This is a genomic window from Afipia sp. Root123D2, assembly GCF_001425835.1.
GTDB lineage: Bacteria > Pseudomonadota > Alphaproteobacteria > Rhizobiales > Xanthobacteraceae > Afipia.
On the sequence record NZ_LMDP01000002.1, the window covers coordinates 937194 to 962114 of the forward strand.

Here is a 24921-nt window from a genome sequence, read left to right on the forward strand (position 1 = left end):
CGACAGCGCATGACTCTTGCCATATGATCCGGATGAACTTTCTGGAATCCGACCGATGACACTCGGCGCCGACGTCTCGAACCTGTCAGGCCTAGCGCGGCCCCCCGCCGCGCAGGGTCTGTCGATCGTTGTCCCGGCCTATAACGAGGCTGCCGGCCTTGCGCGGCTGCACGATCGCATCGTGGCGCTGGCGGCGACGCTGAAGCAGCGCTACGGCCTGCAATGCGAGGTGATCTATGTCGATGACGGCAGCCGTGACGACACGCTGAGCATTGCCCGCGCGCTGCCCGCCACCGCGCTCGACGTGCAGGTGGTGTCGCTGTCGCGCAATTTCGGCAAGGAGGCCGCGCTGATGGCCGGCCTCGACCACGCCCGGCTCGGCGCTGTGCTGTTCATGGACGGCGACGGCCAGCACTCGCCGGATATTGTCGAGAAGCTGGTCAGCCACTGGATCGACGACGGCTACGACGTCGTCTTCACCGCCAAGGCGCATCGCGACAATGAATCGATCCTGCGCCGCGTCGCGGTTCACAGCTTCTATGCGCTGATCAACTGGGGCGCGCGCCAGAAAATCCCCGAGGACGCCGGCGACTTCCGCCTGCTGTCGCCGCGCGCGGTGGCGGCGCTGAAGCAGCTGCCGGAGCGCAACCGCTTCTTCAAGGGGCTGGCGAGCTGGATCGGCTTCCGCCAGATTCGCGTCGACTACGAACCCGAAGCACGCGCGCACGGCGTCACCACATTCAACATCTCGCGCCTGCTCGGCCTGTCGATCGAGGGCCTGACCTCGTTCTCGGTGGCGCCGCTGCGCCTCGCCACGCTGGTCGGCCTGCTGCTCGCGTTCGGCGCCTTCCTGTTCGGCCTGTCGATCCTGTGGGAAACCGTGATGAGCGGCGAATCCGTGCCCGGCTATCCGTCGCTGGTGGTCGGCCTGATGACGCTGGGCGGCGTCCAGCTCATCATGATCGGCGTGCTCGGCGAATACGTCGGCAAGATTCTCTCCGAACTGAAAGCACGGCCGATCTACTTCGTCGCCGAGCACAGCGTGAAGAACACCGGCGACGGCGTCGCATCGGCAACGCCGGACAGCATCGTGCCCCGGAACGCCGCTGAATGAACGATGCGCCGCTCCGCCGCATCGTGCTGTGCGCCGACGATTACGGCATCAGCCCCGGCGTCAACCGCGCGATCCGCGACCTGATCGAACGCCGGCGCATCAACGCCACTTCGGTGATGATGCTGGGACCGGCGCTCGACCGCACCGAGATCGGCGCGCTGCAGCAGGCAGTGAAAGCCAATCCGGATTGCGCGATCGGCCTGCACACCACGCTGACCGCGCCGTTCACGCCGCTGACCCTGCACTTCCGGCCGCTCGACGGCGGCATGTTCCTGCCGCTCGGCGCGATGCTGCTCGCGGCGCTGCTGCGCCGGCTCGACCGCGAAATGATCCACTCCGAGATCGCCGCGCAGATCGCGGCGTTCACCGAGCGTTTCGGCAGGCCGCCGGATTACGCCGACGGTCACCAGCACGTGCAGATCTTTCCGCAGGTGCGCGACGCTTTTCTCGATGCCATCAAAACCGCCGCGCCGGATGCGTGGGTGCGCCAGTGCGGCCGCGACGCGCCGCTGGGCAAGCGGCTCAACAATCCCAAGGCGCTGCTGCTCGACACCTTGAGCGCGACCTTCCGCAAATTGAGCGCCGGCTCCGGCGTCGCCAGCAATCCGGCGTTCGCGGGCGCTTACGACTTCACGCGGCAGAATGATTTTGCCGCGCTGATGGCGCAGTTCATCCGCGACCTGCCCGAGCGCGGACTGGTGATGTGCCATCCGGGCTTCGTCGACGACACCTTGATTGCGCTCGATCCGCTGACCCACCAGCGCGAGCGCGAGCACGCGTATCTTGCGAGCGACGATTTTCCGCACCTGCTCGCGGCGCACCGGATCACGCTCTGACCCGCGCGAATTGTCGCAGCCGCGACAGGTTGTCTGTCGCAAAATTAATCCGCTCCGGCTCTTATCGCGACACAAACGGCACCTAGATTCTGGACGCGCGTCCATGATTTGGAACGCTTTGGGAGGGATCCGATGACACCGCAGGAACGCCAGATGGTCGACGGCCTGTTCGACCGGCTCGCGACGTTGGAAAATTCGCCACGCGACCCGGAAGCGGAAGCGGCGGTGCTGGCCGGCCTGCGCCGCGCGCCGAACGCCGCCTATGCGCTGGTGCAGACGGTGCTGGTGCAGGACGAGGCGCTGAAGCGCGCCAATGACCGGATTCAGGAACTCGAAGGCGGCGCGGCGGAACAGCAGCCGTCCGGCGGCTTCCTCGATTCGATGCGCGGCGCGCTGTTCGGCGAAAATACCGGACGCGGCTCGGTGCCGAATGTGCCGCCGCGTGGCGGCGATCGCCCGGTGTGGACCAGCGGCCAGGTGATGGGCGGCGGCCCGCAGGGCGGCGCCACTGCCGATCCGCGCGGCGGTGCGTTTGCCGGCGGTGGCGGCGGCTCGTCGTTCCTCGGCACGGCAGCAGCGGCGGCGGCCGGCATGATCGGCGGCTCGCTGCTGATGAACAGCATTCGCGGCCTGACCGGCGGCGGCCACCAGCAGAGTTTCGGCGACAACGCTTCGCTGGGCGGCGACAAGAGCGCGAGCCCGTGGGGCGGCGGCGACAAGTCGAACGGCGATCTCTCGCGCGACGCCGGCGTCAACGACATCGGCAAGAACGCGCAGGATAACCAGCGCCAGAACTTCGCCGACAATGCCGGCGATCGCGACGACAACAATGGCCGCGACGACTATGCGTCGAACGATGGCCATGACGACGACGACGATTACGGCGACGACGATTTCGACGGCGGCGACAGCGATTACGCGTGAGCCGCTCACAGAGCGTTACCCGGAAATCAAAACGGCCACCTCACGGTGGCCGTTTTCTTTTAACCGAAGCCGGTCGAACTCAGAGCACCACCACCTTGGTGCCGACATTGACGCGGCCGTAGAGGTCGATCACGTCCTGATTGCGCATCCGGATGCAGCCCGACGACACGTTGGTGCCGATGGTCCACGGTTCGTTGGAGCCGTGGATGCGGTACAGCGTCGAGCCGAGATACATCGCCCGCGCGCCGAGCGGATTTTCCGGGCCGCCTTCCATGTGGCGCGGCAGATCGGGCCGGCGCTTGAGCATTTCCGCCGGCGGCGTCCACGCCGGCCATTCCTTCTTGGCGGAGATCCGTTTCACGCCGGACCAGGTGAAGCCCGGCTTGCCGACGCCGACGCCGTAGCGCATCGCCTGACCGTTGCCCTGCACCAGATAGAGAAACTTGTTCGGCGTATCGATGATGATGGTGCCGGCCGGCTCCTTGCCGTCATACGCGACCATCTGCTTTTCAAATCGCGGATCGAAACCCTGGCGCGCCGGCGACATCTCCCGCTCCGGCGCATAGACCGCGCGCGGATCATCCGGCTCGACCATCATGCGGCCGTGCGGCTCGGGTTGCGGCTGGGCATCGAGACGGCCCGACTGGCCGCCGCTGAAGATGAACTCGATGAAGCCGCCGCCCATGTTGGAGCGTTCGAGATAGGCGACGCGGATCGGCGCCGGCGGCGCAGGCTCGCGCTGGAAGGTGATGACCCTCGGGTCATTCGCCATCCGGCTGTCGTATGCAAGTGACTGAGAGGTGGCGCCAAGAAGCGACGCGCCGGCGACAAGCGCGGGAAATAATTTCATGAACATCGACGTACTCTGCACTGTTTCGTCGGAGACGCGCGGACAGCGCGCCGGAACTGGGATAATTTTGAATTGAAATCGCGCAGGTTTGGTAAACGAAAGCGGCCTTTCGATTCACCATGAGGCCCGGCCGCACTGTTCTGCGCGGTAGCGTTTATTTTGGATGAACGCGCGCGGCTCATGGTTAATCGACCGTATCCGCGCGAGACCGCCGCGATGTTTTTTCCGGAACCTTTTCGCGCATATGAAACCCTGCGTTAAAACACGCCGCGCTACAAACCTGTCACCAGAATGGTTGGGGGTTTCAATGAGTGTTCAGCGCAAGCGCTTCCGTATTGAAGAATTGCAATCCGGCAGCCCGGTCGTCCTCGATGAAGTCGACGGCGACATGATGCCTTTTCATAACAAGATCATGAGCGAGCTGCGCGCGATCCGCGAGCAGATGGCCCGCGCCTACCGCAGCGACGCGAAGCCCGCGGATGATCATGTTGTCACGAGCCACGAGGCCGCCGAAGCGCAGGCGATGCTCGACACCTATCGCGCACAGATCGCCCAGTGCGAGAAGCTCAAGGTCGAGCTCGACCTGATCCACGACGCGATCAACCGCACCAAGCAGGAAATCGCCGTGCTGCACGGCACGAGCTTCAGCGGCGAGGAAATGTCCAAGGTCACCGGCGAACTCGGCGCTGTGGTCGGCGGCACCGAGGAAGCAACCCAGCAGATCCTCGAAGCCGCGGAAGCGATCGACCAGGCCGCCGCCGCGCTCGGCAAGATCCCCTCACCCGATCAGCAGGCGGCGCTGAGCGAAGACATCCAGGAGCGCGTCGTCAGCATTTTCGAGGCCTGCAACTTCCAGGACCTCACCGGCCAGCGCATCGGCAAGGTGATGAACACGATGAAGTTCATCGAGCATCATATCAACGTCATGATGGACATCTGGGGCGGCGTCGACGCGATCAAGGTTCACGCGCCGGCGATCATCGATACCCGCGTCGGTGACGACCGTCTGCTCAACGGCCCGAAGCTCGACGGCGACGAAGGCCACGCCTCGCAGAACGACATCGACGCGCTGTTCAACTGAACAGCGCCGGACCTACGTCGGCCGCCGGATCGCGCTGAAACAGATCAGCGCGATCAGTGCCATCGCGATCAGGATTTCGATCGCGGTCCGATCCGACCAGCGGTCGATCGCATAAGCCAGCACGAAGGGCGACAGCGCCTGGCAGATTTGCGCCGGACGCGCGATCCGCCCCACCACCCTCCCATAACCGACCGGCCCGAACAGCGACAGCGGCAGCGCCCCGCGCGCGATCGTCACCACGCCGTTCGCGGCCCCGAAGGTGATCGCGAACAGCGCCGCGACCTCGGTCGAAAAACCAACGACGATCAGAAAAATAAAGCCGCACCCCATCAGCCCCATCGCCAGCCGCGCCACCCACAGCGGATGCAGCCGCCCGCCGGTGGCGAAGTCCGCCATCCGCGTCAGCACCTGCGCCGGGCCGAACATCGCGCCGATCGCCACCGATGCCTCGACGCTGATGCCGCCGCGCTGCAGGATCGCCAGCAGATGGGCCAGCGTGCCCGATTGCATGAAGGCATGGCAGGCGAACCCGGCCGTTACCAGGATGAAGGTCGCGCCGGTGGGCGACACGAATTTCGCCGGGGCGACGACCGGTGCATCGGCGGCCACCCGCGGCGCGACGTAGGCCACGTTGCGCGGCAGGCCGAAGGCGTAAAGCGGCGCGACCACGAACGCGAGCACCCCCGCGAACGCGTAATAGACGCTTTCCCATCCGCCATGAGTGATCAGAAGCTGCGTCGTCGGCCATGACAGGGTCGAGGCCAGACCGCCGACGAAGGTCACCAACGTGATCGGCCGCCGCGACGCGGTGCCGAAAATGCGGGTCAGCACGGTGAACGCGGGGTCGTAGAGATTGCACGCCATCGAAATGCCGAGCAGGACCCAACCGGCGGTGTAGACCCAGAAATTACCGGCCAGCGGCAGCACCAGAAGACCGGCCGCGCCGATCAGCGCGCCCCCGGCCATGACGCCGTTGCCGCCGTAGCGATCGACCAGCCCGCAGGCATACGGCGCACACAGGCCCGAGACACCGAGCGCGATCGAGAATCCGGACAGCGCCTGCGCCAGCGACCAGCCATGGGCCGCCGCGATGTGCGTCATCGTCAGGCCCGGCGGATAGAACAGCGCCGCCCAGCCGAGAATCTGCGTGACGCACAGCACCGCGATGGCGCGGTTGGGGCCGGACAGAAAACTGGTCGGTCCGGCACTCGAGGTCATGTGACGATATCAGGCTTCACGGGAGGAACCGGCATTGCGCCGACCGCGCAATGGACGAGATTGGAAAGCGGCGCGCTCGGTCGGCCCTCAGGCACGCGGCGCGCAACGGACATAAACCATGGTGCCGTAGCGGCTGTTGGCGTCGGGATTGATGAACCGGGTCATCAGCACGCGGCCGTCGAACGAGACGATCTCGCGATCCTGATCGCCGCCCGCAGGGCCTGCCGGGCCGATATAGTTCTTGCCGCTGCGGCTGCCCTTGACGCGCAGTTCCTGCGGGGTCGCCTCGTCCGCAAGATGCATGATGACGCCGCCGGTCTGGCCCTTGCCGATCACGTAAGGCTGCTTGCACTGACCACGCGCGGCATTCTCGGTCCGGACCCGGTCGTCCGGCTTGTGAAAGGATGCGAGGCCCCAGCGTCCGACCAGTTCGTCGGCGCGGATGGTGGCGGGAATTTCGGGTTCAGGCAGCGGTTCCTGCTGTGTGCTCTGCGTCGGCCCGAGGCTCATGCTGTTGCATCCCGCGAGGAGGATGGCCAACACCGAGACGATCCCGATATTGACGACGGTGCGCGCGCTGCGTGAACTGGCCATGATGTCTCCCGGATAAATGACGAATTTGTCGCTGATGCCTGACCGGCGAGGTGCGATCGGCCATGTGGAGGGGTTCGAAAAGCTACGTTGCCAACCCCTCATCGGTTTCCAGACCATCTCATAATGACCTCACCAAGGCCTTAAGCGTTGCTTGACAGGATTGGCGCCAACCCATATTTCCGGGCGTACAATTAGCACTCCGGAAGAGCGATTGCTAAAGGAAATGGACGGTGCCTGAAGGCAACGTCCGCTCCTGTGGGCCGGCAGCTTAAGACCAGTTGCTTCCGCCATCAATTCAGCCATCAAAGGAAACGACCCATGGCCAAGACTACTTTCCGCCCGCTCCATGACCGCGTCGTCGTCAAGCGCATCGACGCCGAGGAAAAGACCAAGGGCGGCATCATCATCCCCGACAGCGCCAAGGAAAAGCCGTCGCAGGGACAGGTCGTCGCCGTCGGCCCGGGCGGCCGCGACGAGGCCGGCAAGCTGATCCCGATCGACCTCAAGGTCGGTAATACCGTGCTGTTCGGCAAATGGTCCGGAACCGAAGTGAAGCTCGATGGTGAGGAACTCCTGATCATGAAGGAGTCGGACATCATGGGCGTGCTGGTCTGACACCACACTCTGCTCCGTCATCCTGAGGCGGCCGGCGCGCCGGCCCTCGAAGGATGAACGGCCCCACGCATCGCCGGTCATCCTTCGAGGCTCGCTTCGCTCGCACCTCAGGATGACGGTTCCTGTAAAACAATCGGAGTAATCAAACATGGCTGCCAAGGACGTTAAATTTTCGGGCGATGCCCGCGACCGTATGCTGCGCGGCGTCGACACTCTCGCCAACGCGGTGAAGGTCACCCTCGGCCCGAAGGGCCGCAACGTCGTCATCGACAAGAGCTTCGGCGCACCGCGCATCACCAAGGACGGCGTCACCGTCGCCAAGGAGATCGAGCTCGAGGACAAGTTCGAGAACATGGGCGCGCAGATGCTGCGCGAAGTGGCTTCCAAGACCAACGACACCGCCGGCGACGGCACCACCACCGCCACGGTTCTGGCTCAGGCCATCGTCCGTGAAGGTGCGAAGTCGGTCGCGGCCGGCATGAACCCGATGGACCTCAAGCGCGGCATCGACATCGCGGTCGCCGCCGTCGTCAAGGACATCGAAAAGCGCGCCAAGCCCGTCGCCTCGTCGTCGGAAGTCGCCCAGGTCGGCACCATCTCGGCCAACGGCGACAACACCATCGGCTCGATGATCGCCAAGGCGATGCAGAAGGTCGGCAATGAGGGCGTCATCACCGTCGAGGAAGCCAAGTCGCTCGACACCGAAGTCGACATCGTCGAGGGCATGAAGTTCGACCGCGGCTACCTGTCGCCGTACTTCGTCACCAACCCGGAGAAGATGACCGCAGAGCTGGAAGACGCCTACGTCCTCCTCCACGAGAAGAAGCTGTCGGGCCTCCAGGCGATGCTGCCGGTGCTCGAAGCCGTGGTGCAGACCGGCAAGCCGCTGCTGATCATCGCCGAGGACATCGAAGGCGAAGCGCTCGCCACCCTCGTCGTCAACCGCCTGCGCGGCGGCCTCAAGGTTGCCGCCGTCAAGGCGCCGGGCTTCGGCGATCGCCGCAAGGCGATGCTCGAGGACATCGCGATCCTCACCGGCGGCCAGCTGATCTCCGACGATCTCGGCATGAAGCTCGAGAACGTCACCGTCAAGATGCTCGGCCGTTCCAAGAAGGTCGTGATCGACAAGGAGAACACCACCATCGTCAACGGCGCCGGCAAGAAGGCCGACATCGAGGCGCGGGTGAACCAGATCAAGTCGCAGATCGAGGAAACCACTTCGGACTACGACCGCGAGAAGCTCCAGGAGCGTCTGGCCAAGCTCGCGGGCGGTGTCGCGGTGATCCGCGTCGGCGGCGCGACTGAAATCGAAGTGAAGGAAAAGAAGGACCGCGTCGAAGACGCGCTCAACGCGACCCGCGCAGCCGTCCAGGAAGGCATCGTGCCGGGCGGCGGCACCGCGCTGCTGCGCGCCAAGAAGGCGGTCGGCCGTATCAACAACGACAACGCGGACGTTCAGGCCGGTATCAACATCGTACTGAAGGCGCTCGAGGCTCCGATCCGCCAGATCGCCGAGAACGCCGGCGTCGAAGGCTCGATCGTTGTCGGCAAGATCCTCGAGAACAAGTCCGAGACCTACGGCTTCGACGCGCAGAACGAAGAGTACGTCGACATGGTCGCCAAGGGCATCATCGATCCGGCCAAGGTGGTGCGCACCGCACTGCAGGACGCCGCTTCGGTTGCCGGCCTGCTGGTGACCACCGAAGCCATGGTCGCTGAACTGCCGAAGGAAGCAGCTCCGGCGATGCCGGGCGGCGGCGGAATGGGTGGCATGGGCGGAATGGGCGGCATGGGCTTCTGAGCCCACGTCTCTTCCCTCGCACGATCTTCAAAAAGCCGCCTTCGGGCGGCTTTTTTCTTGGGTTCGATCTCACATCGTCATGGCTGGGACAAGCTCGGGCATGACGAAAAATGTAACGGGTGCTTCCCCATGCTCCGCCATGACAGCATCGGGATCATGCCCTATGGTCCGCCCGCCGTTGATCGCATCCGATTCCCCGACACTCTCCGGATTCTTGCCATGCGCCTTCCGACTGCCTGTTTCACCGCCGCGATAATCGCAGGCGGCCTGTCCCTTGCGCACGCGCAAGCTCCCAAGAGCACCACCACCGTGCGGTACTTCGCCTCGCTCGGCGATATCCTCGGCGACCTGCCGGTCGACGCCTTCATCAAGGAAACCCGCCAGGGCGGCAAGGTCGTCTCGGCCGTGCTCGACGCCTGCTATTCGGTGTCGCCGACCTCCGACCACAAGGACCGGTTCGTGGTCGAACTGAAACCCGACGGTCAGAAATTCACCGGCACCGGAACGAGTCTTGAGGACAAGCAGCCGGTCACCGTCAGCCTCACCCGCAAGCCGTCGGGCGACACCGTCAGCTTCGACGGCAAGATCACCGTCGGCGGCAAGGCCTCGCTGGTGTCGTCGACCGAGAATTCCGAGTCCGACGAAAACGAATTCGAGCAGTCGCAGACCGCCGACGACGATCTGGTCGGAGCGCCCGCGAACTTCACCGAGGTGTCGCCGCAATCGGTCGCCGTGCAGGTCAAGCGCGACGCCTTCGTCGATCTGGTCAAAAGCCTGAAGAGCGAGCCGGTGCGAATCTCGCTCGACAGCCTCGCCACCGACTGCACCGTGCTGCGCACCGGCGAACAGACGCTGCGCCTCACCATCGATCCGGCGCGGGCACCGGCGCTGATCGCAAAACTCAAGACCGCGCCCGGCGTCGTCGCCGCCGGCTGGGCCACCGGCACCTACGAGATGGAGCGCGCGATCCGGATTCCCGCCGCCGAATGGCGCGACGGCACCGTGCTGAACAAGGACAAGCTCGCGACCGCGCTGTCGGACGCAGTGGCGAAAGCGATAGGCGGCAAGGCGCTGCCGCCGAAATGGAACGACACCACCGGCGAACTGACGCTGTCGGCGGCGCGCCCGAGCACGCTGGCGCCGGCGCTCGGCTTCACCGAAACGCTGGAGCTGACCGTGCTGGTCGGCCCCGAGCGGCCCGGCGTATCCGACCGCCTGATCGTCTGGCTCTGGGTGCCGTCAAGCACCACCAAGGATGACGCCACCGGCTCGCGCCTCGAATTCACCGAGCCCGACAACAGCGACGACGAGGGCAGCTTCACCGAGGATAACGGCGTGATCCAGTCAGTGGCCGAAGCGCTCAAGGGGCAACGCTGGGACTCCGACAAATCGTCATGGAAATAGCAGCCCGCATCCGGCGCGGCCGACGTCACGGAGTCTGACGGCGGATGGCGCATTATGACATCGTGATTGCCGGCGCCGGTCTCGGCGGCCTCACCGCCGGTGCGATCCTCGCGCGTGCCGGGCGCAAGGTGCTGGTGATCGAGAAGAGCAATTCGGTCGGCGGCGCGGCCTCGAGCTACAAGGTCGGCGACCTGTTCGTCGAAGGCTCGCTGCATGAGACCAGCGATCCGCACGACCCGCGTGACCCCAAGCACGATGTGCTGAAACGCGCCGGCGTGCTCGACGCGGTCAAATGGATTCCCGGCGACACGCTCTATGAGGTACGCGGCGGCCCGCTCGGTGCGCCCCTCGCCGTGCCCGACAATTTCGACGGCGCTCGCCGCGCACTGATTGAACGCTTCCCCGAAGCCCGCGACGGCATCGAAAGCCTGCTGACCGACATGGAGCGTATCGCCACGGCGATGAGCACGTTGTCGCGCGGCGCCAGCGCGTTCCGCAATCCGCTCGAGGGCCTGCGCGCGGTGCTCAAGCTCGCGCCGGCGGTCCGCGACTGGAACCTGTCGCTGGCACAAAAACTCGACCGCACCTTCGGCGACAACGAAGCGGTCAAAACCGCGATCGCCGCCAATCTTTGCTACTATCACGGCGATCCGAAAACGCTGTGGTGGGTGTTCTTCGCGCTGGCGCAGGGCAGCCTGCTGCAAAGCGGCGCGCGCTACGTCCACAGCGGATCGCAGCGGCTGTCGAGCGCGCTGGCCCGCGAGATCAAGAAGGCCGGAAGCGATGCCGTGTTGCGGCGGCTGGTGACGGCGATTGCGCCCGGCTCCGGCGGCGGGCCGTTCACGATCACCCACACCGCGAAGGACGGCAGCGATCCGCAGAACGTCGAGGCCACGCGCGTGATCTGCAACGGCGCGCCGGAGAGTATCGCGATATTGCTGCCGGATGACGCTGCGAGCAAATTCACCGCACGCTATCGCGACCTGTCGCCTTCGATCTCGCTGTTCGCGCTGACGCTCGGGCTGTCGAGGCCGCCCGGCGAATTCGGCGTCACCAGCTACTCGACACAATTGCTGCCGGACTGGATGACAACGCTCGACGACTACGCACAGGCGGCAGCACTGATGGCGGGCGAGCCCGCGGACAGGATGCCGCCGCTGGCGATCGTCGATTTCGCGGCGATCGAGTCCGGCGTGCCGGCGCCGCCTTATGTGCTGTCGATTATCGCGCCGGATCAGTTGTCGAACTGGGATGGCCTCGATCAGGACGCCTATCGCGAGAAGCGCGCGCACTGGCAGGATGCGATCCTTGCCTATCTCGACACGCACTATCCGGGCCTTTCCGGCGCGGTGGTCGCCGCGTCGTTCAACACCGCGTGGTCGGTGCGGCAATATCTCGGCGCGCCGCATGGCGCGGTCTATGGCTTCGCGCCACGGCCGCCGCGCTCGCTGCTGGATACGCCCGCGCGGTCGCCGCAAACGCCGATCCCGGGGCTTTATCTGTCGTCGGCCTATGCCGGCTTCGGCGGCTACACCGGCGTGATCCAGGCGGCCGGACAATGCGCGGACATGATCCTGGGCGAAGGGTAAGTCGCGCGTTGGCCCGTCTCTCCATGAGCGACAGTCCCCCTTCCCTTCTCCCGAAAGCGGGGAGAGGGAGAAAAGAAATCAGTTCGTATTGACGCGAAACCGCAGCGTGGTCGGGCCGATAAACGACACGATGTCGCCCTGCCGCTTCCAGTTGGTCGCCTGCGCGAGCGCATTGACCAGCGCATCGTCGGCCTGCGCCGTGTCGGGCGTGCATGCCGTCTCGGCCATCGTGCCGGGCACGAAAATCACGGTGTCGTTGGCGACCGAGAACTGACCGCTGCCGCGCTTGCACCACAGATCGAGCCGGGCTTCACCCTGATCGCCGATCTCCAGTGACGGAATCCGTTTCGAGCCCGGCTGCGGCCGCGTTTCGAGCATCATGTCGACGCCGAACGGAAACTCGTTGTCCGCCTGCGCCGAAGCGGTTCCGAGCACCGGGCACATGACGGCGAGAATGAGCGCGGCATATCGCGAGACTGTCATCGGCAAACCTTTGGCTATCCAGGGCACCGCCGTTCTAGCCACCGACGGCGGCGATGGCCAGAGCGGCAGCGGTCAAATTTGCCGCACGCCATCGTGTCATAAAGAATCGCGCCATAAAAAAATCCCCGCGGCTTGCGCCGCAGGGATTTCGTTGTGCGGGATGCGCGCTTATTTCGGCGCGACGATGACCATCTCCGTGAATGGATGGACATAAGCCTGCAGCATCACGAGCACGCCGACCAGACAGGCCAGCGCGATCGAATGCTTGAACACGAAGCGCAGGATCGAGCCTTCATGGCCGTACCAGTTGGTCGCGGTGGAGGCCACCACGATCGACTGGGCGTCGATCATCTTGCCCATGACGCCGCCCGATGAGTTCGCGGCACTCATCAGGATCGGCGACAGGCCGAGCTGTTCAGAGGTGATCTTCTGCAGATTACCGAACAGCACGTTCGACGCGGTGTCCGATCCGGTCAAGGCGACGCCCAGCCAGCCGAGCAAGGTGCCGAAGAACGGGTACAGCACGCCGGTCGCGGCGAAGGCCAGACCGAGCGTGGCGTCGATGCCCGACAGACGGGTGAGCGTGCCGATCGCCAGCATCGCCGAGATTGTGATCAGCGAATAGGCGCACAGCTTGATCGTGCGCCCGTAGGTCGCGATCAGGCCCGCCGGTGTGTAACCCATGATGAAGCCCGAGATGATCGCGGCGATCAACATGCCCGAACCGGTGTAGGACAGCCAGGTGAACGCGAACACCGCGCCTTCGGGCGTCGGTTTGGCCACGATCGGTGCAACCTTCATGATCATCTTGTCGAGATCCGGAACCGCGTACTTCCAGGTCGCCCACGAATTGACCACGTTCTTGAAGTGGTCGGTGCCCCAGATCAGCAACACGATACAAACGATGATCCACGGCGTCAGCGACGCCCAGACCTGAGCCCGGCTCGGCTTTTCCGTGTTGATCTTGGGCGGCGGCATCGTCGCAGCCGATTCATCCTGTGCGCCGAGCGTGGCGTTGCGCCAGATCGTCTTCGGCTGCCAGATCTTGAGGAAGCCGATCAGGGCTGCCATCGAGATCAGCGACGCGCCGATATCGACGATCCATGGATTGACGTAGTTCGAGATCAGGAACTGCGGCACCGCGAACGAGACGCCGGTGACCAGGATCGCCGGCCACACTTCCTTCATGCCCTTGAAGCCGGCGAAGGCCCACACCACCCAGAACGGCACGATCAGCGAGAAGAACGGCAACTGGCGGCCGACCATCGCGCCGAGCAGGAACGGGTCGATGCCGGTGACGCTCGACAGGCCGGCGATCGGGGTGCCGAGCGCGCCGTAAGCGACCGGCGCGGTGTTGGCGATCAGCGACAGGCCGGAGGCGGCGAGCGGCGAGAAGCCGAGGCCGATCAGGATTGCGCCGGTCACCGCGACCGGGGTGCCGAAGCCCGACGCGCCCTCGAAGAACGCGCCGAACGAAAATGCGATCAGCAGGATCTGCAGGCGCCGGTCCTCGGTGACGCCGCCGATCGTGGTCTGCAGCGTTTCGAACACGCCCTTCTCCACCGTAAGCCGGTAGAGGAAGATGACGTTGAGCACGATCCAGCCGATCGGGAAGAAGCCGGTAACGACACCGAGCAGCGACGCGCGGATCGACATGCCGGCCGGCATCGTGAAGAAGAAGATCGCCACAAGATTGGCCACAACCAGCGCGATGATCGCGGCGATGTGGACCTTGACCTTGTTGGAGGCGATCAGGACAAGCAGCGTGACCACGGGAATTGCCGCCGCGATCGTCGACAACACCGCATTATTGAATGGATTATAAACCTGATTCCACATTGTGGATTCTCCCCACGCCATTGTTATGCCGCCGGACCAGCGTGGCTGGGTCAGGAGCTGAGGCGTGGCGGAGGACTGATCCAACGGCGAACGAAGGTGCTGCGGATGCACGACTCGTCACAAAACCGCGAACTCAGGGCCCCCCGACCCTCGCCGACGTCACTATGGTAGGGTGGGTTGGGGAGTCGAGACAAGATGACGCAGGCAAGGCCTGCTCGCGGCGTCAGACGATTGAAATGAATTTATGGTGATTTATCAAAGTATTGCCGCCTTTTTCCCGGAGATATCAAATCTGTGAATAGCATCCGCTCGACGCTCGCGACGGTTTGGCGCATTGCCATTCCGTATTTCCGCTCGGACGACAAATGGGCCGGACGTATCCTTTTGGCCTCCGTGATCGCCATCGAGCTGGCGGTGGTCGCCATCGACGTCCTTCTCAATCAGTGGCGCAACCGGTTCTACAACGCCCTGCAAGAGCGCAACTGGGACAACTTCGTTCACGAGATCATCTACTTCTCGGTGATCGTGACGATCTTCATCGCGATCGCGGTCTACCAGCTCTATCTCAACCAGTGGCTTCAGATTCGCTGGCGCAACTGGATGACGGCGCGCTATCTCGGCGACTGGCTGCACGACGCCAATCACTACCGGATGCAGCTCGAGGGCGATCCCGCCGACAACCCCGACCAGCGCATCACCGATGACGTCAAGCTGTTCGTCGATCGCACCCTCAACATCGCCCTCGGCCTTTTGAACTCGGTCGTCACGCTGGTTTCCTTCGTGGTCATCCTGTGGGGCCTTTCGGAAGCAGCGCCGCTGCACCTGTTCGGGTCCGAACTCGCGATCCCCGGCTATCTGGTGTGGAGCGCGCTGATCTACGCGATCTTCGGCACCTGGCTTACACATGTGATCGGCTGGCCGCTCGTCAATCTCGACTTCAAGCAGCAGCAATACGAAGCGGATTTCCGCTTCAACCTTGTGCGCGTGCGCGAGAACTCCGAGCAGATCGCGCTGCTCCATGGCGAACCGGCGGAGCGCCAGCGGCTGATGAGCAAGTTCAGCCTTGTCGTCGGCAACTGGATCGACATCATGAACCGCACCAAGAAGATCACGGCCTTCACCGCGAGCTACGCGCAGGCCTCGCAGATCTTCCCGTATATCCTGGTCGCGCCCGCCTACTTCGCCAACAAGACCCAGCTTGGCGGCATGATGCAGGCGGGATCGGCGTTCCTGAGCGTTCAGGGCGCGTTGTCGTTCTTCGTCAGCGCCTATCGCTCGCTCGCCGAATGGCGAGCGGTCGTCGCCCGTCTCGAAGGCTTCGAGGCCTCGATCGCCCATGCCGCGGCGATGACCACACACAACGGCACCATCGCGATCAAGCCCGCCACCGGCAAGGCGATCGAACTGAGCGACCTGCTGTTGCAATTGCCGAACGGAAAGCCGCTGGTGGCCGCGAACGACTTCAGCCTGAAAGCCGGCGAACGCACCCTGCTCACTGGCCCGTCCGGCTCCGGCAAGTCGACGCTGTTCCGCGCCATTGCGGGCATCTGGCCATTCGGCAAGGGCGCGGTGTCGATTCCGGCCAACGCCTCGCTGATGATGCTGCCGCAGAGGCCGTATTTCCCGGTCGGCACGCTCAGCGGCGCGATCACCTATCCCGCGAAGGAAGGCAGCTACGATGCCAAACATCTCGCCGAGGTGCTGACGGCGGTCGGTATCCCGGCGCTGGCAACGCGGCTCGACGAGCAGGAGCACTGGAACAGGATGCTGTCGCTCGGCGAACAGCAGCGGCTTGGCGTTGCCCGCGCCCTGCTCCACGCGCCGCAATATTTGTTCCTCGACGAGGCCACCGCCTCGCTCGACGAGCCGTCGGAAGCGGCCCTTTACAAGCTGATCGCCGAGCGCCTCCCCGACACCACCGTGATATCGATCGGCCACCGCAACACGCTCGCGGCTTTCCACCAGCGCCAGATCGCGCTCAAGCGCAGCGGCGAGCAGTTCACGATCGCGGACGCGGAGACGGCGAAGACACAGTGACCATGCTCAGGCCGGACCGGACTCTGTCCTGACGACCGGTTCGGCCGCGCGCATGAACTGTTTTGCGAGCGCATGGTAGACGCCCTCGGGCGCGACGGTCTTCGATGCGGCGTTGGCGATCAGCGCCGCCGCCATCAACGGAATCACCATGGCCTGATCGTTGGTCATCTCGGACGTGATGACAAAGGCCGTGATCGGGGCCTGCACCACGCCGGTCAGGTACGAGACCATGCCGATCAGCACCAGCGCGCCGAGCGGCGAATGCGGGAAAAAGTAACTGAGATCGGACGCGATCCCGGCGCCGATCGCCAGCGACGGCGAGAAGATGCCGCCCGGCAGGCCTGAAATCGCCGACAGCACCGTGGCGATGAATTTCAGCGGGCCGAAGCCGTAGTCGCCAGCCTCGGTCGCATGAAGGATGGCGCGGGCCTGATCGTAGCCGGTGCCATAGACATGGATGCCTGAAAGCACGCCGCACAGCGCGACGCCGAGGCCGCAGATGACGGCGAAAATCACCGGCCGACGCTTGATCGCAGCACCAGTGGTTCCCGGCACGCCACGTGCGAACAACACCAGAATGCGGCTGAACAGCCCGCCCGCGATGCCGCAGATCATCGCGCAAACCGGCACAACGATCCATGCCTTGCCGAGCGGCAGTTCGGCCGCGGTCTGGCCGAAATAATTGTAGTTGCCGAGGATGGCGAGCGAGGTCAGGCCCGCGGCGATCACTGCGCCGATGATCAGGCCGCTGGTGCGCGTCTCGAACGAGCGGCTCAGTTCCTCGATGCCGAACACGATGCCGGCAAGCGGCGTATTGAAGGCGGCGGCGACACCGGCGGCCGCGCCCGCGACCAGGAAGCCCGGCTGCCGGAATGGCGCCCATTGCCCGATGCCGTACATGATCGCACCGCCGACCTGGACCGTCGGGCCCTCGCGGCCGGTCGACGCGCCGAACAGCAGGCCAAGCCCCATCACCACGATCTTGCCGAGCGCCACCCGTAACGACACCAGCGGCGCGCTCGCGGCTGGCGGCAGCCGCAGCGCCGCGATCACCTGCGGGATGCCGCTGCCCTGCGAATTGGGAAACACCGTCGTCGCCAGAAACGTGGCGAACCCGAAGCCCAGCGGCGTCACCAGCAGCGCCAGATAAGGAGAATAAGCCAGCAGCCGGCCGAACGCGGCCTGGGCATGATCGGCGAGATAGGCCATCAGAATCGCGGCGAGACCGACGACAATGCCGCCCGCAAGGAACATCAGCCGTCGCGTCCATCGCTTGAACGCGATGCGGGAGCGGGTTCCCATGTGCGCGGCATAACGATTGAGCTTCATGGCTGTCGGCTAACGGCGTGCGGATCGATACCCGTCTCTTAGCCGCGAAACATCACAAAAGAAAAGGGCGGCAGAGGCATCTGCCGCCCAGTTCGGTCTTCCCGGGGGAAGGCTTACTTGAGGTTGGTGGCGGCGGTCAGGTCGGCAGACAGCTTGGCGATGAACGTGTCGCCGCACCACTTCGACGGAGCGCCGCCATTGATGCCGCCGGCCGGGAAGCCGGTGCCCGAAGCGGTGAAGTCGCTGGTGAAGGCGTTGCAGGCGCCCTTGTCGAGATCGGTTCCCGAGTAGCGCAGATCGAGCGTGAACACATTGTAGGTGAAGCCGACGCCGATGTTCCAGGTGTTGTAGTCGGCATAGGGAATGCCGTTCGGGAACAGCGGGGCCAGACCGTAGAACGCATCCGAGGTGCCGAGCCACTGATGGCCGAACTCACCCGAGACGTAGCTGCCGATGCCGTTCGGCAGCCAGCCGCTCGGCGCGGTCAGCTTGGCGGTGATCGCCGCATAGGTGCCGTCGGCGCCGGTGTTCAGGAAGTTCGGCGAGTAGAACACGCTGCCGCCTGCGGTGAAGCTGTCGGTGAATGCGTAGGCGACCTTGCCGTAGACTTCGTAGAAGCTGACGTCCTTCTTCATGACGTTGCCGTTCGGCAGCACGATCGTGTTGACGTCGACGGGGCAGACGCCACCGCCGCCAACGACCGTATCGACGCACTGGCCGCCCGGATAGAGATAGCCCCAGGCGCCGAAGTCGAACGACAGCGCACCGAAGGTCGGGCGGATACCGCCGTAGATGTCGACTTCAGCCGAGGCCCGGTTGGCGAAGGAGATGCTCGAGAACGCTGAACCGACGTAGAGCTGCAGGTCCTTGTTGATGTTGTAGCGCGGTTCGAAATACGCAGTCACCGCCGGCTTGTGGTTCGACTGGGTGATGCCACGGAAAACGTAGTCGTTCATGATGCCGGCGCCGAAGGCGACATCCCACGGTGAGACATAAGCGACCGGCGGAGCCTTGGTGTAGACCTTGCCGAGGTCGGCGGCGGAGGCGGTGCCCACCCCCATCGCGACCAGCGCCGCGACTGACAGACTGACTTTCTTCATGACGATCCCCATCATCGTTTGTGGTCCAGCCGGATGATCGAGGTCTGATGACAACGGCTCATCGGCTGCGATTGATATTCCGGTGAAGCCAATCTGCGAGGGGATGCGATAAACCGAAAGCAAAAAACCCGAGCAAATGCCGCCTTTTTAGGCGTTCAAGCCCCCGGCGAGGTATCGTCACATCGACTTCCGCAGTGGTGTGACATTCGCACAACAATCTTTTGCGCCTCCCGCAACGGCCTCACGGCGGGCGTGCGCAGTACGATTCGGGCGATGCCCTCACAGCCGGCCGACACGATCGCGCATCGCAACTTCGCCGGAACGATCAAGCCTCGATGCAGATCGGGCGGGGCGGATAAGGCAACGATGCGGCATGTCAGGCCGGTGCATCGGGGGCGGCGCGGCAAACGAAAAAGGCCGCAACGCGGAGGTTGCGGCCTTCGATCCGGTCAGGCTCACCGCTGAGAACGCGGTGACCGGTTCAGTGGTTGCTGTCGTCGTCACCGTTACCGAACGACCCCCAGCTCGACGACGAAGCCGGTGACGGCGCAGGCGTCGACCAGCTCGGGGCCGGAGCTGGCTCGGAAGCAGGCTCGGCCATTGGCGCCGGGGCTGGCTTGGCGGCGCGCTTGCGCGGCGCGGATTTCCTGGCAGCCTTCTTCGCAGGGCTCTTTGCAGCCTTCCTGGCCGACTTTTTCGCGGACTTCTTCGCCGACTTCTTGGCGGATTTCTTTGAAGACTTCTTCGCGGATTTCTTGGCAGATTTCTTCGCGCTCTTCTTCGCAGCCTTCTTGGCAGACTTCTTCGCCGCCTTCTTCGCGGATTTCTTTGCCGACTTCTTGGCCGTCTTTCTCGCGGCCGCTACCTTTTTGACCTTCTTAGCCTTCTTCTTTTTCGCTTTAGCCATTGCCATCCTCCTGTTTCCGCCGGTCCGGATGTCCCATCCGGCGTTCAAGCACTCCGGATCCGGAGGCTTTCCATCGACGCACCTTATTCCGGCCGGGGACCGCCTGTTGCCCAGTCAAGCAATTCAATGGTGTGCACGACCGGCACCTGCGCCCCTGCGGAGTTTTTCACAGAGCCGATCTGCACCATGCATCCGATGTTGCCGGCTGAAATGATGTCCGGCTCCACCGAAGCGATGTTGGCGATCTTGCGTTCGCGCAATCGCCTCGCGATATCGGGCTGGAGAATGTTGTACGTGCCAGCCGAACCGCAACACAAATGACTCTCCGGCACATCTTTCACCACGAATCCACTCTTGGAAAGCAATTCTTTCGGAAGCTGTGTGATTTTCTGCCCATGTTGCAGCGAACATGCGGAGTGATAGGCGACAACAGGACCGTCGCTGCGCTTTGGCCACGCGATATCCATGCCGGCAACATACTCGGTGACATCCTTGGCAAGCGCCGAAATGCGCGCGGCCTTTGCGGCATAGGCTGCGTCCTCGCGCAGCAGATAACCGTAATCCTTGATGGTGGTGCCGCATCCCGACGTGGTGATGAGGATGGCATCGAGACCGTTCCGGTCGGCCTCGGCGCACCACACATCGATGTTGGCGCGCGCCCGCGCCAGCGCATCGTCGTCATGCCCCATGTGGTGCGTCAGTGAACCGCAGCATTGTTCATCGGCGACCAGCGCGACCTCGATGCCGTGCCGAGTCAGGAACCTGATCGCGGCCTGATTGATTCCAGGCGACAGAACCTGCTGGGCGCAGCCCTGCAACAGCGCGATGCGCCCTCTCTTCGCACCCTGCGCCGGAAACACCGTGCCGCCGGCCGGCCCGGGCTCGGGCAGCTTGATCGGCGCCAGCGCCAACATCGCCCGCAGCCGGTCGAACACCGTCGGCGACACATTGCCGGCCGGAGATGACGGCAGCAGGCCGGCCAACGGCTTGGCCAGCCGCGCCGCGATCATGCTGACCCGGAACAGGCCGGGGCGCGGAAGCACGTAAGCGAGAATCGCCCGCAGCGCCCGCTCGGTCAGCGGCCGCGTATACTGCTGCTCGACCCGCACCCGCGCCTGATCGACGAGGTGCATGTAGTTCACCCCCGAGGGGCACGTGGTCATGCAGGCAAGGCACGACAGGCAGCGGTCGATGTGCTTGACCACCTCCTGCGTCGGCTTGCGGTCGTTCTCCAGCATGTCCTTGATCAGGTAGATGCGGCCGCGCGGGCTATCGAGTTCGTCGCCGAGCAGCACGTAGGTCGGACAGGTCGCGGTGCAGAATCCGCAATGCACGCAGGCGCGCAGGATCTTGTCCGCCTCCTTGATGTCCGGATCGGCAAGCTGGGCGAGGGAGAATTCGGTCTTCATGGCTGGCTGTCTCTGGTCATGCGACCGCGATTGAGGATGTTGCGAGGATCGAAGCTGTGTTTGACGCGCTGGCTGAGCGCCGCCACACCGGGCGCCTGCGGGTGGAACACGTCGATCGCGCTGCGTACGGTTTCCGGCGCGCGCAGCAGCATGGCGTGGCCACCGATCGCCTTCAGCCCCGCGCGCAGCGAACCGGCATGGGCATCGGGCGCCTCGGGCAACGCGGCCCAGATCAGCCCGCCGCCCCAGTCATACACAACCTCGCCGCCGGTCTCGCGCGCCAGCCGTTCGCCGAACGCGCCGCCCGACGCCGGCGGACAGACGATCCGCCACACCGGCAGGCTGCCGCGTGAACCCGCCGCCGCGAACGGCGTGACGTCGCGGATCGCGGCCCACAGCGCCGCCGAGGCCGCATCCTCGACCGTCTCCGCCTTGCCGTATTGCGCAAGCAACGTGGCCAGCGATCTGGCGCGCTCGGCAACCGAGACCTTGATGCTTTCCAGCCGCAGCAGCGTCACGCTCTGGTCCGGGCCTGCAAGTAGCGCCAGCGGGCCGTTCGCGCCGCGCAGCGCTGTCCCCGGCAGATGCGCCGCGCCGGAAACATCGAACGGCGAGCCGAGCGCCGCGCTCATGGCGCGGTTGGCGGTGACATCGTCGAGACCGCGCAGCACCAGCGTGATCTCGCTTTCCGCCTTCGGCATCACCTTGAGCGTCACCTCGGTCATCACCGACAGCGTGCCCCACGACCCCGCCAGCAGCTTGCAGATATCGTAGCCGGTGACGTTCTTCACCACCTTGCCGCCGGCGACGAACGTATCGCCGAAGCCCGACACTGCGGTCGCACCCAGCAGATGATCGCGCGCGCCGCCCGCCTTGATCCGCCGCGGTCCCGCGAGCCCGGCGCTGATCATGCCGCCGATGGTCCCGGCCAGAGCCTGCGTGCCGAGCAGCACCGATGTGTTCATCGGATCGAAGGCGAATTCCTGGTTCTTGGAATCGATCAGCGACAGCACGTCTGCCAGCGGCGCACCGGCCTGCACGGTGATGATCAGTTCGTTCGGCTCATACGACGTCACGCCGTTGAGCGCTGACAGATCGAGCACCGCGTTGGTCGCGGTGACCTGACCGATGGCGCGCTTGCTGCCATGGCCGATAATCCCGAGCGGCTGTTCGGCGGCGATGGCATCGCGCACCGCCAGCTCGACATCCTTTGCGTCACGTACTTTCAGGGTATCCACGTCGATTGCCTTTTCTCACGAGCATCTTCTGCCCGTCATGCGCGGGCTCGACCCGCGCATCCATAAAAAGAAACATTTCCGGTGCGATGGATTGCCGGGGCATAGGCAAGCGAAGCGACGCCGTCCTTTGGACGTCTATGCCCGGCAATGACAACGCCTGGAACACACGAAACATCAAAATCTCGGAATGTCGGGGAACGCGAGCTTGCCGTGATGGACATGCACGCGCCCGAGTTCGGCGCAGCGATGCAGAGTCGGGAACACCTTGCCGGGGTTGAGCAGTCCGCCGGAATCGAACGCGCATTTCAGCCTCTGCTGCTGCGCCAGATCGATCTCGGTGAACATCTCCGGCATCAGATCGCGCTTCTCGACGCCGACGCCATGCTCGCCGGTCAGCACGCCGCCGAGCTTCACGCACAGCCGCAGGATATCGGCGCCGAAATCTTCCGCCCGCTGCATCTCGTCGGCAATGTTCGCGTCATACAGGATCAGCGGATGGAGATTGCCGTCGCCCGCGTGGAACACGTTGGCGCAGCGCAGGCCGTATTTCTTCGACAGATCACGGATGCCGGCCAGTGCCTCGGGCAGCTTGCCGCGCGGAATGGTGCCATCCATGCACAGATAATCCGGTGACAGCCGCCCGACCGCCGGGAATGCCGCCTTGCGGCCCGCCCAGAACAGCAGCCGCTCCTGCTCGGAATTGGAAATCTGGCACGTGGTCGAGCCGCAGCCGAGCGCGATCTTTTCGACCCGCGCGATCAGTTCGTCGACCTCGACCTTCGGTCCGTCGAGTTCGATGATCAGCAGCGCCTCGACATCGAGCGGATAGCCTGCGTGAACGAAGGCTTCGGCGGCGTGGATTGCGTCGCGATCCATCATTTCCATGCCGCCGGGAATGATGCCCGCGCCGATGATGTCGGCGACGCACTGGCCCGCGGCCTCGACCTCGGCAAAACCGACCATCAGCGCCCGCGCCGTTTCGGGCTTCTGCAGGATGCGCACCGTGACCTCGGTGACGACGCCGAGCAGACCTTCGGAGCCGGTGATGACGCCCATCAGGTCGTAGCCGTCGTTCTCCGGCGCCTTGCTGCCGATCCGCAGGATCTCGCCGGTGATCAGCACGAATTCGCAGCCGAGCACGTTGTTGGTGGTCATGCCGTATTTCAGGCTGTGCACGCCGCCGGAATTTTCCGCGATGTTGCCGCCGATCGAGCAGGCGATCTGCGACGACGGATCGGGTGCGTAGTAAAATCCGGCGTGGGCGACGGCCTGGCTGATCGCGAGATTGGTCACGCCCGGCTCGACCACGGCGACGCGGTTCTCGAAATCGATCTCGCGGACGCGCTTGAATTTGCTCAGACCAAGCAGCACGCCGTCCTTGAGCGGCAGCGAGCCGCCCGACAGCGACGTGCCCGAGCCGCGCGGCACCACCTTGATGCCGTTGGCGTGGCAATATTTCAGCACCTGCGACACCTGCTCGGTGGTGTCGGGCAACACCACGACCATCGGCAGCTGGCGATAGGCGGTCAGCGCGTCGGATTCGTAGGGCAGCATCTCGGAGGGATTGGCGATCACGCCCTCTCCCGGCACGATGTTGCGCAGCGCAGCCACGATCTCGTCGCGACGGCCCAGAATCGCCTCGTCTGCGGCGGGCATCATGATGGACATTTGGAACACTCCGGCGTTGCGATCGCGCGCCATCGCGGGCGTCTCGCTGTCCTTGAAACAAGCATGTCCGGGCGCATTTGGATAGGCCGCAAACATTGGGCCTTTGTCGGCATCAATGCAGCTTTTGCAAGTCCGAAAATGCTGCCGCGCTCAGGCGCCGACCACCATCTTCACCGGCAGCACCGCCTGCACCACGAGCCCGCGGGCACGGGCGTCGAGCACACCGACGGCGCGCAACGCAAACAGCGCGATATTCTGCACCGCATCGCGCAGCTTGACCGGATCGTCGATCTCCTCCGACGTCAGCGGCCCGACCAGCGCCTCGTGCAACGCGCCGATCAAGGCGGTCGCAGCCAGAGCGGTGTCCTGCGCGGGCAGATGCCCGGCGCGGACGGCCGCTTCGATGCGGGTCTCGATCTCGGCGGCGATTTCGCGCCGGCTCGCCAGCCGCGACGCGGTGACGTCGACATCGACCGGCTCGGCGAGAATTCCCCAGGCCAGCTTGCGATTCGACACCACATGCACCGCGACCGTGGTGACGGCGGCGGCGAGTGCCGACGACGGCCCCGGCGCGGCATCGGCGGCGCGGCGGATCGCGATCAGTTCGGCGCGCGACACGTCGGCGATCAGTTCGGAAATCAGATCGGCCTTTGACGGGAAGTACCGATAAACCGTGCCGGCTGCGACATTGGCGCGCGCGGCAACCGGTGCGATTTGCACTGCCACCATGCCGCCTTCTGCGGCGGCGTCCCGGGCGGCGGAAAGGATGGAAGTGCGGCGCGCCGCGAGGCGCTTCACCACCTGATGTGTCCGGCGATAAACCATTGAAGGTGTTAGTCTCCCCGGTAAAGAGTGAACACCAGTTCAAATAAGGTGACAAGGTGT

At 64.6% G+C, this 24921-nt stretch carries 21 protein-coding genes; 9 read left to right on the plus strand and 12 right to left on the minus strand.

Annotated features, from left to right (window positions below):
• Positions 1 to 55: 55 nt before the first annotated feature.
• The 3 genes from ASC80_RS13605 to ASC80_RS13615 all read left to right on the plus strand — a co-directional run bounded on the left by ASC80_RS13605 (position 56) and on the right by ASC80_RS13615 (position 2874).
• Complete coding sequence (locus tag ASC80_RS13605) at positions 56 to 1114, plus strand: glycosyltransferase family 2 protein (protein WP_056297894.1); 1059 nt, start codon at positions 56 to 58, stop codon at positions 1112 to 1114.
• Positions 1111 to 1950 carry a ChbG/HpnK family deacetylase gene (locus ASC80_RS13610; RefSeq protein ID WP_056297897.1) on the plus strand — a complete coding sequence of 280 codons (840 nt, stop codon included), beginning with the start codon at positions 1111 to 1113 and terminating at the stop codon, positions 1948 to 1950. Before ASC80_RS13605 ends, ASC80_RS13610 begins: the two co-directional genes overlap by 4 nt.
• A 132-nt stretch (positions 1951 to 2082) precedes the next feature.
• The gene (locus ASC80_RS13615) at positions 2083 to 2874 is read left to right on the plus strand and encodes a DUF2076 domain-containing protein (protein WP_056297900.1); all 792 of its coding nucleotides are present in this window, start codon (positions 2083 to 2085) and stop codon (positions 2872 to 2874) included.
• A gap of 79 nt (positions 2875 to 2953) precedes the next feature.
• Here ASC80_RS13615 and ASC80_RS13620 read toward each other — a convergent pair whose 3' ends face one another.
• Positions 2954 to 3730 carry a L,D-transpeptidase gene (locus ASC80_RS13620; protein WP_056298956.1) on the minus strand — a complete coding sequence of 259 codons (777 nt, stop codon included), beginning with the start codon at positions 3728 to 3730 and terminating at the stop codon, positions 2954 to 2956.
• Positions 3731 to 4031: 301 nt separating this feature from the next.
• Between ASC80_RS13620 and ASC80_RS13625 the strand changes: the two genes are divergently transcribed.
• Positions 4032 to 4805, plus strand: a complete 774-nt coding sequence (locus tag ASC80_RS13625) for a protein phosphatase CheZ (RefSeq protein ID WP_056297904.1) — start codon at positions 4032 to 4034, stop codon at positions 4803 to 4805.
• Positions 4806 to 4817: 12 nt separating this feature from the next.
• Here the strand turns inward: ASC80_RS13625 and ASC80_RS13630 are convergent, their stop codons facing one another.
• Together ASC80_RS13630 and ASC80_RS13635 are read right to left on the minus strand one after the other, a co-directional pair.
• Complete coding sequence (locus ASC80_RS13630) at positions 4818 to 6023, minus strand: MFS transporter (RefSeq protein WP_056297907.1); 1206 nt, start codon at positions 6021 to 6023, stop codon at positions 4818 to 4820.
• 87 nt (positions 6024 to 6110) lie between these two features.
• Entirely contained in the window at positions 6111 to 6617 is a 507-nt protein-coding gene (locus ASC80_RS13635; protein WP_056297909.1) for a hypothetical protein, read from the minus strand.
• 318 nt (positions 6618 to 6935) lie between these two features.
• On the opposite strand from ASC80_RS13635, the gene ASC80_RS13640 reads away from it, so the two are divergent.
• The 4 genes from ASC80_RS13640 (at position 6936) to ASC80_RS13655 (ending at position 12026) form a co-directional block, all read left to right on the plus strand.
• Positions 6936 to 7232 (plus strand): co-chaperone GroES, encoded by a 297-nt coding sequence (locus ASC80_RS13640; RefSeq protein ID WP_056297912.1) that lies wholly within the window; start codon positions 6936 to 6938, stop codon positions 7230 to 7232.
• Between the two features lie 148 nt (positions 7233 to 7380).
• Complete coding sequence (gene groL, locus ASC80_RS13645; protein WP_056297914.1) at positions 7381 to 9033, plus strand: chaperonin GroEL; 1653 nt, start codon at positions 7381 to 7383, stop codon at positions 9031 to 9033.
• Positions 9034 to 9252: 219 nt separating this feature from the next.
• Positions 9253 to 10437: a hypothetical protein gene (locus ASC80_RS13650; protein WP_056298957.1), complete on the plus strand. Its 1185-nt coding sequence runs from the start codon at positions 9253 to 9255 to the stop codon at positions 10435 to 10437.
• A 44-nt stretch (positions 10438 to 10481) separates the two neighbouring features.
• Positions 10482 to 12026 (plus strand): phytoene desaturase family protein, encoded by a 1545-nt coding sequence (locus tag ASC80_RS13655; protein WP_056297915.1) that lies wholly within the window; start codon positions 10482 to 10484, stop codon positions 12024 to 12026.
• 78 nt (positions 12027 to 12104) lie between these two features.
• On the opposite strand, the gene ASC80_RS13660 is transcribed toward ASC80_RS13655, so the two are convergent.
• The gene (locus tag ASC80_RS13660; protein ID WP_056297920.1) at positions 12105 to 12509 is read right to left on the minus strand and encodes an META domain-containing protein; all 405 of its coding nucleotides are present in this window, start codon (positions 12507 to 12509) and stop codon (positions 12105 to 12107) included.
• 168 nt (positions 12510 to 12677) lie between these two features.
• Positions 12678 to 14348 carry an L-lactate permease gene (locus tag ASC80_RS13665; protein WP_056297922.1) on the minus strand — a complete coding sequence of 557 codons (1671 nt, stop codon included), beginning with the start codon at positions 14346 to 14348 and terminating at the stop codon, positions 12678 to 12680.
• A gap of 294 nt (positions 14349 to 14642) precedes the next feature.
• On the opposite strand from ASC80_RS13665, the gene ASC80_RS13670 reads away from it, so the two are divergent.
• Entirely contained in the window at positions 14643 to 16385 is a 1743-nt protein-coding gene (locus tag ASC80_RS13670; protein ID WP_056297925.1) for an ABC transporter ATP-binding protein/permease, read from the plus strand.
• A 6-nt stretch (positions 16386 to 16391) separates the two neighbouring features.
• Here ASC80_RS13670 and ASC80_RS13675 read toward each other — a convergent pair whose 3' ends face one another.
• From ASC80_RS13675 to ASC80_RS13710, 7 genes are all read right to left on the minus strand, one after another.
• Positions 16392 to 17714, minus strand: coding sequence for a chloride channel protein (locus ASC80_RS13675; RefSeq protein ID WP_082512573.1), 1323 nt, complete (start codon positions 17712 to 17714; stop codon positions 16392 to 16394).
• Positions 17715 to 17827: 113 nt separating this feature from the next.
• Positions 17828 to 18814 (minus strand): TorF family putative porin, encoded by a 987-nt coding sequence (locus tag ASC80_RS13680; protein ID WP_082512619.1) that lies wholly within the window; start codon positions 18812 to 18814, stop codon positions 17828 to 17830.
• A gap of 481 nt (positions 18815 to 19295) precedes the next feature.
• Positions 19296 to 19721, minus strand: coding sequence for a hypothetical protein (locus ASC80_RS13685; RefSeq protein WP_056297928.1), 426 nt, complete (start codon positions 19719 to 19721; stop codon positions 19296 to 19298).
• An 83-nt stretch (positions 19722 to 19804) separates the two neighbouring features.
• Positions 19805 to 21130 (minus strand): glycolate oxidase subunit GlcF, encoded by a 1326-nt coding sequence (gene glcF, locus ASC80_RS13690; RefSeq protein WP_056297931.1) that lies wholly within the window; start codon positions 21128 to 21130, stop codon positions 19805 to 19807.
• Entirely contained in the window at positions 21127 to 22368 is a 1242-nt protein-coding gene (locus ASC80_RS13695; RefSeq protein WP_056297932.1) for an FAD-binding protein, read from the minus strand. The genes glcF and ASC80_RS13695 overlap by 4 nt, the downstream gene beginning before the upstream one ends.
• A 174-nt stretch (positions 22369 to 22542) precedes the next feature.
• A complete protein-coding gene (locus tag ASC80_RS13705; protein WP_056298962.1) occupies positions 22543 to 24036 on the minus strand; it encodes an FAD-linked oxidase C-terminal domain-containing protein in 1494 nt (497 codons plus the stop codon).
• A 150-nt stretch (positions 24037 to 24186) separates the two neighbouring features.
• Positions 24187 to 24861, minus strand: coding sequence for a TetR/AcrR family transcriptional regulator (locus ASC80_RS13710; RefSeq protein WP_056297938.1), 675 nt, complete (start codon positions 24859 to 24861; stop codon positions 24187 to 24189).
• Positions 24862 to 24921: the final 60 nt, after the last annotated feature.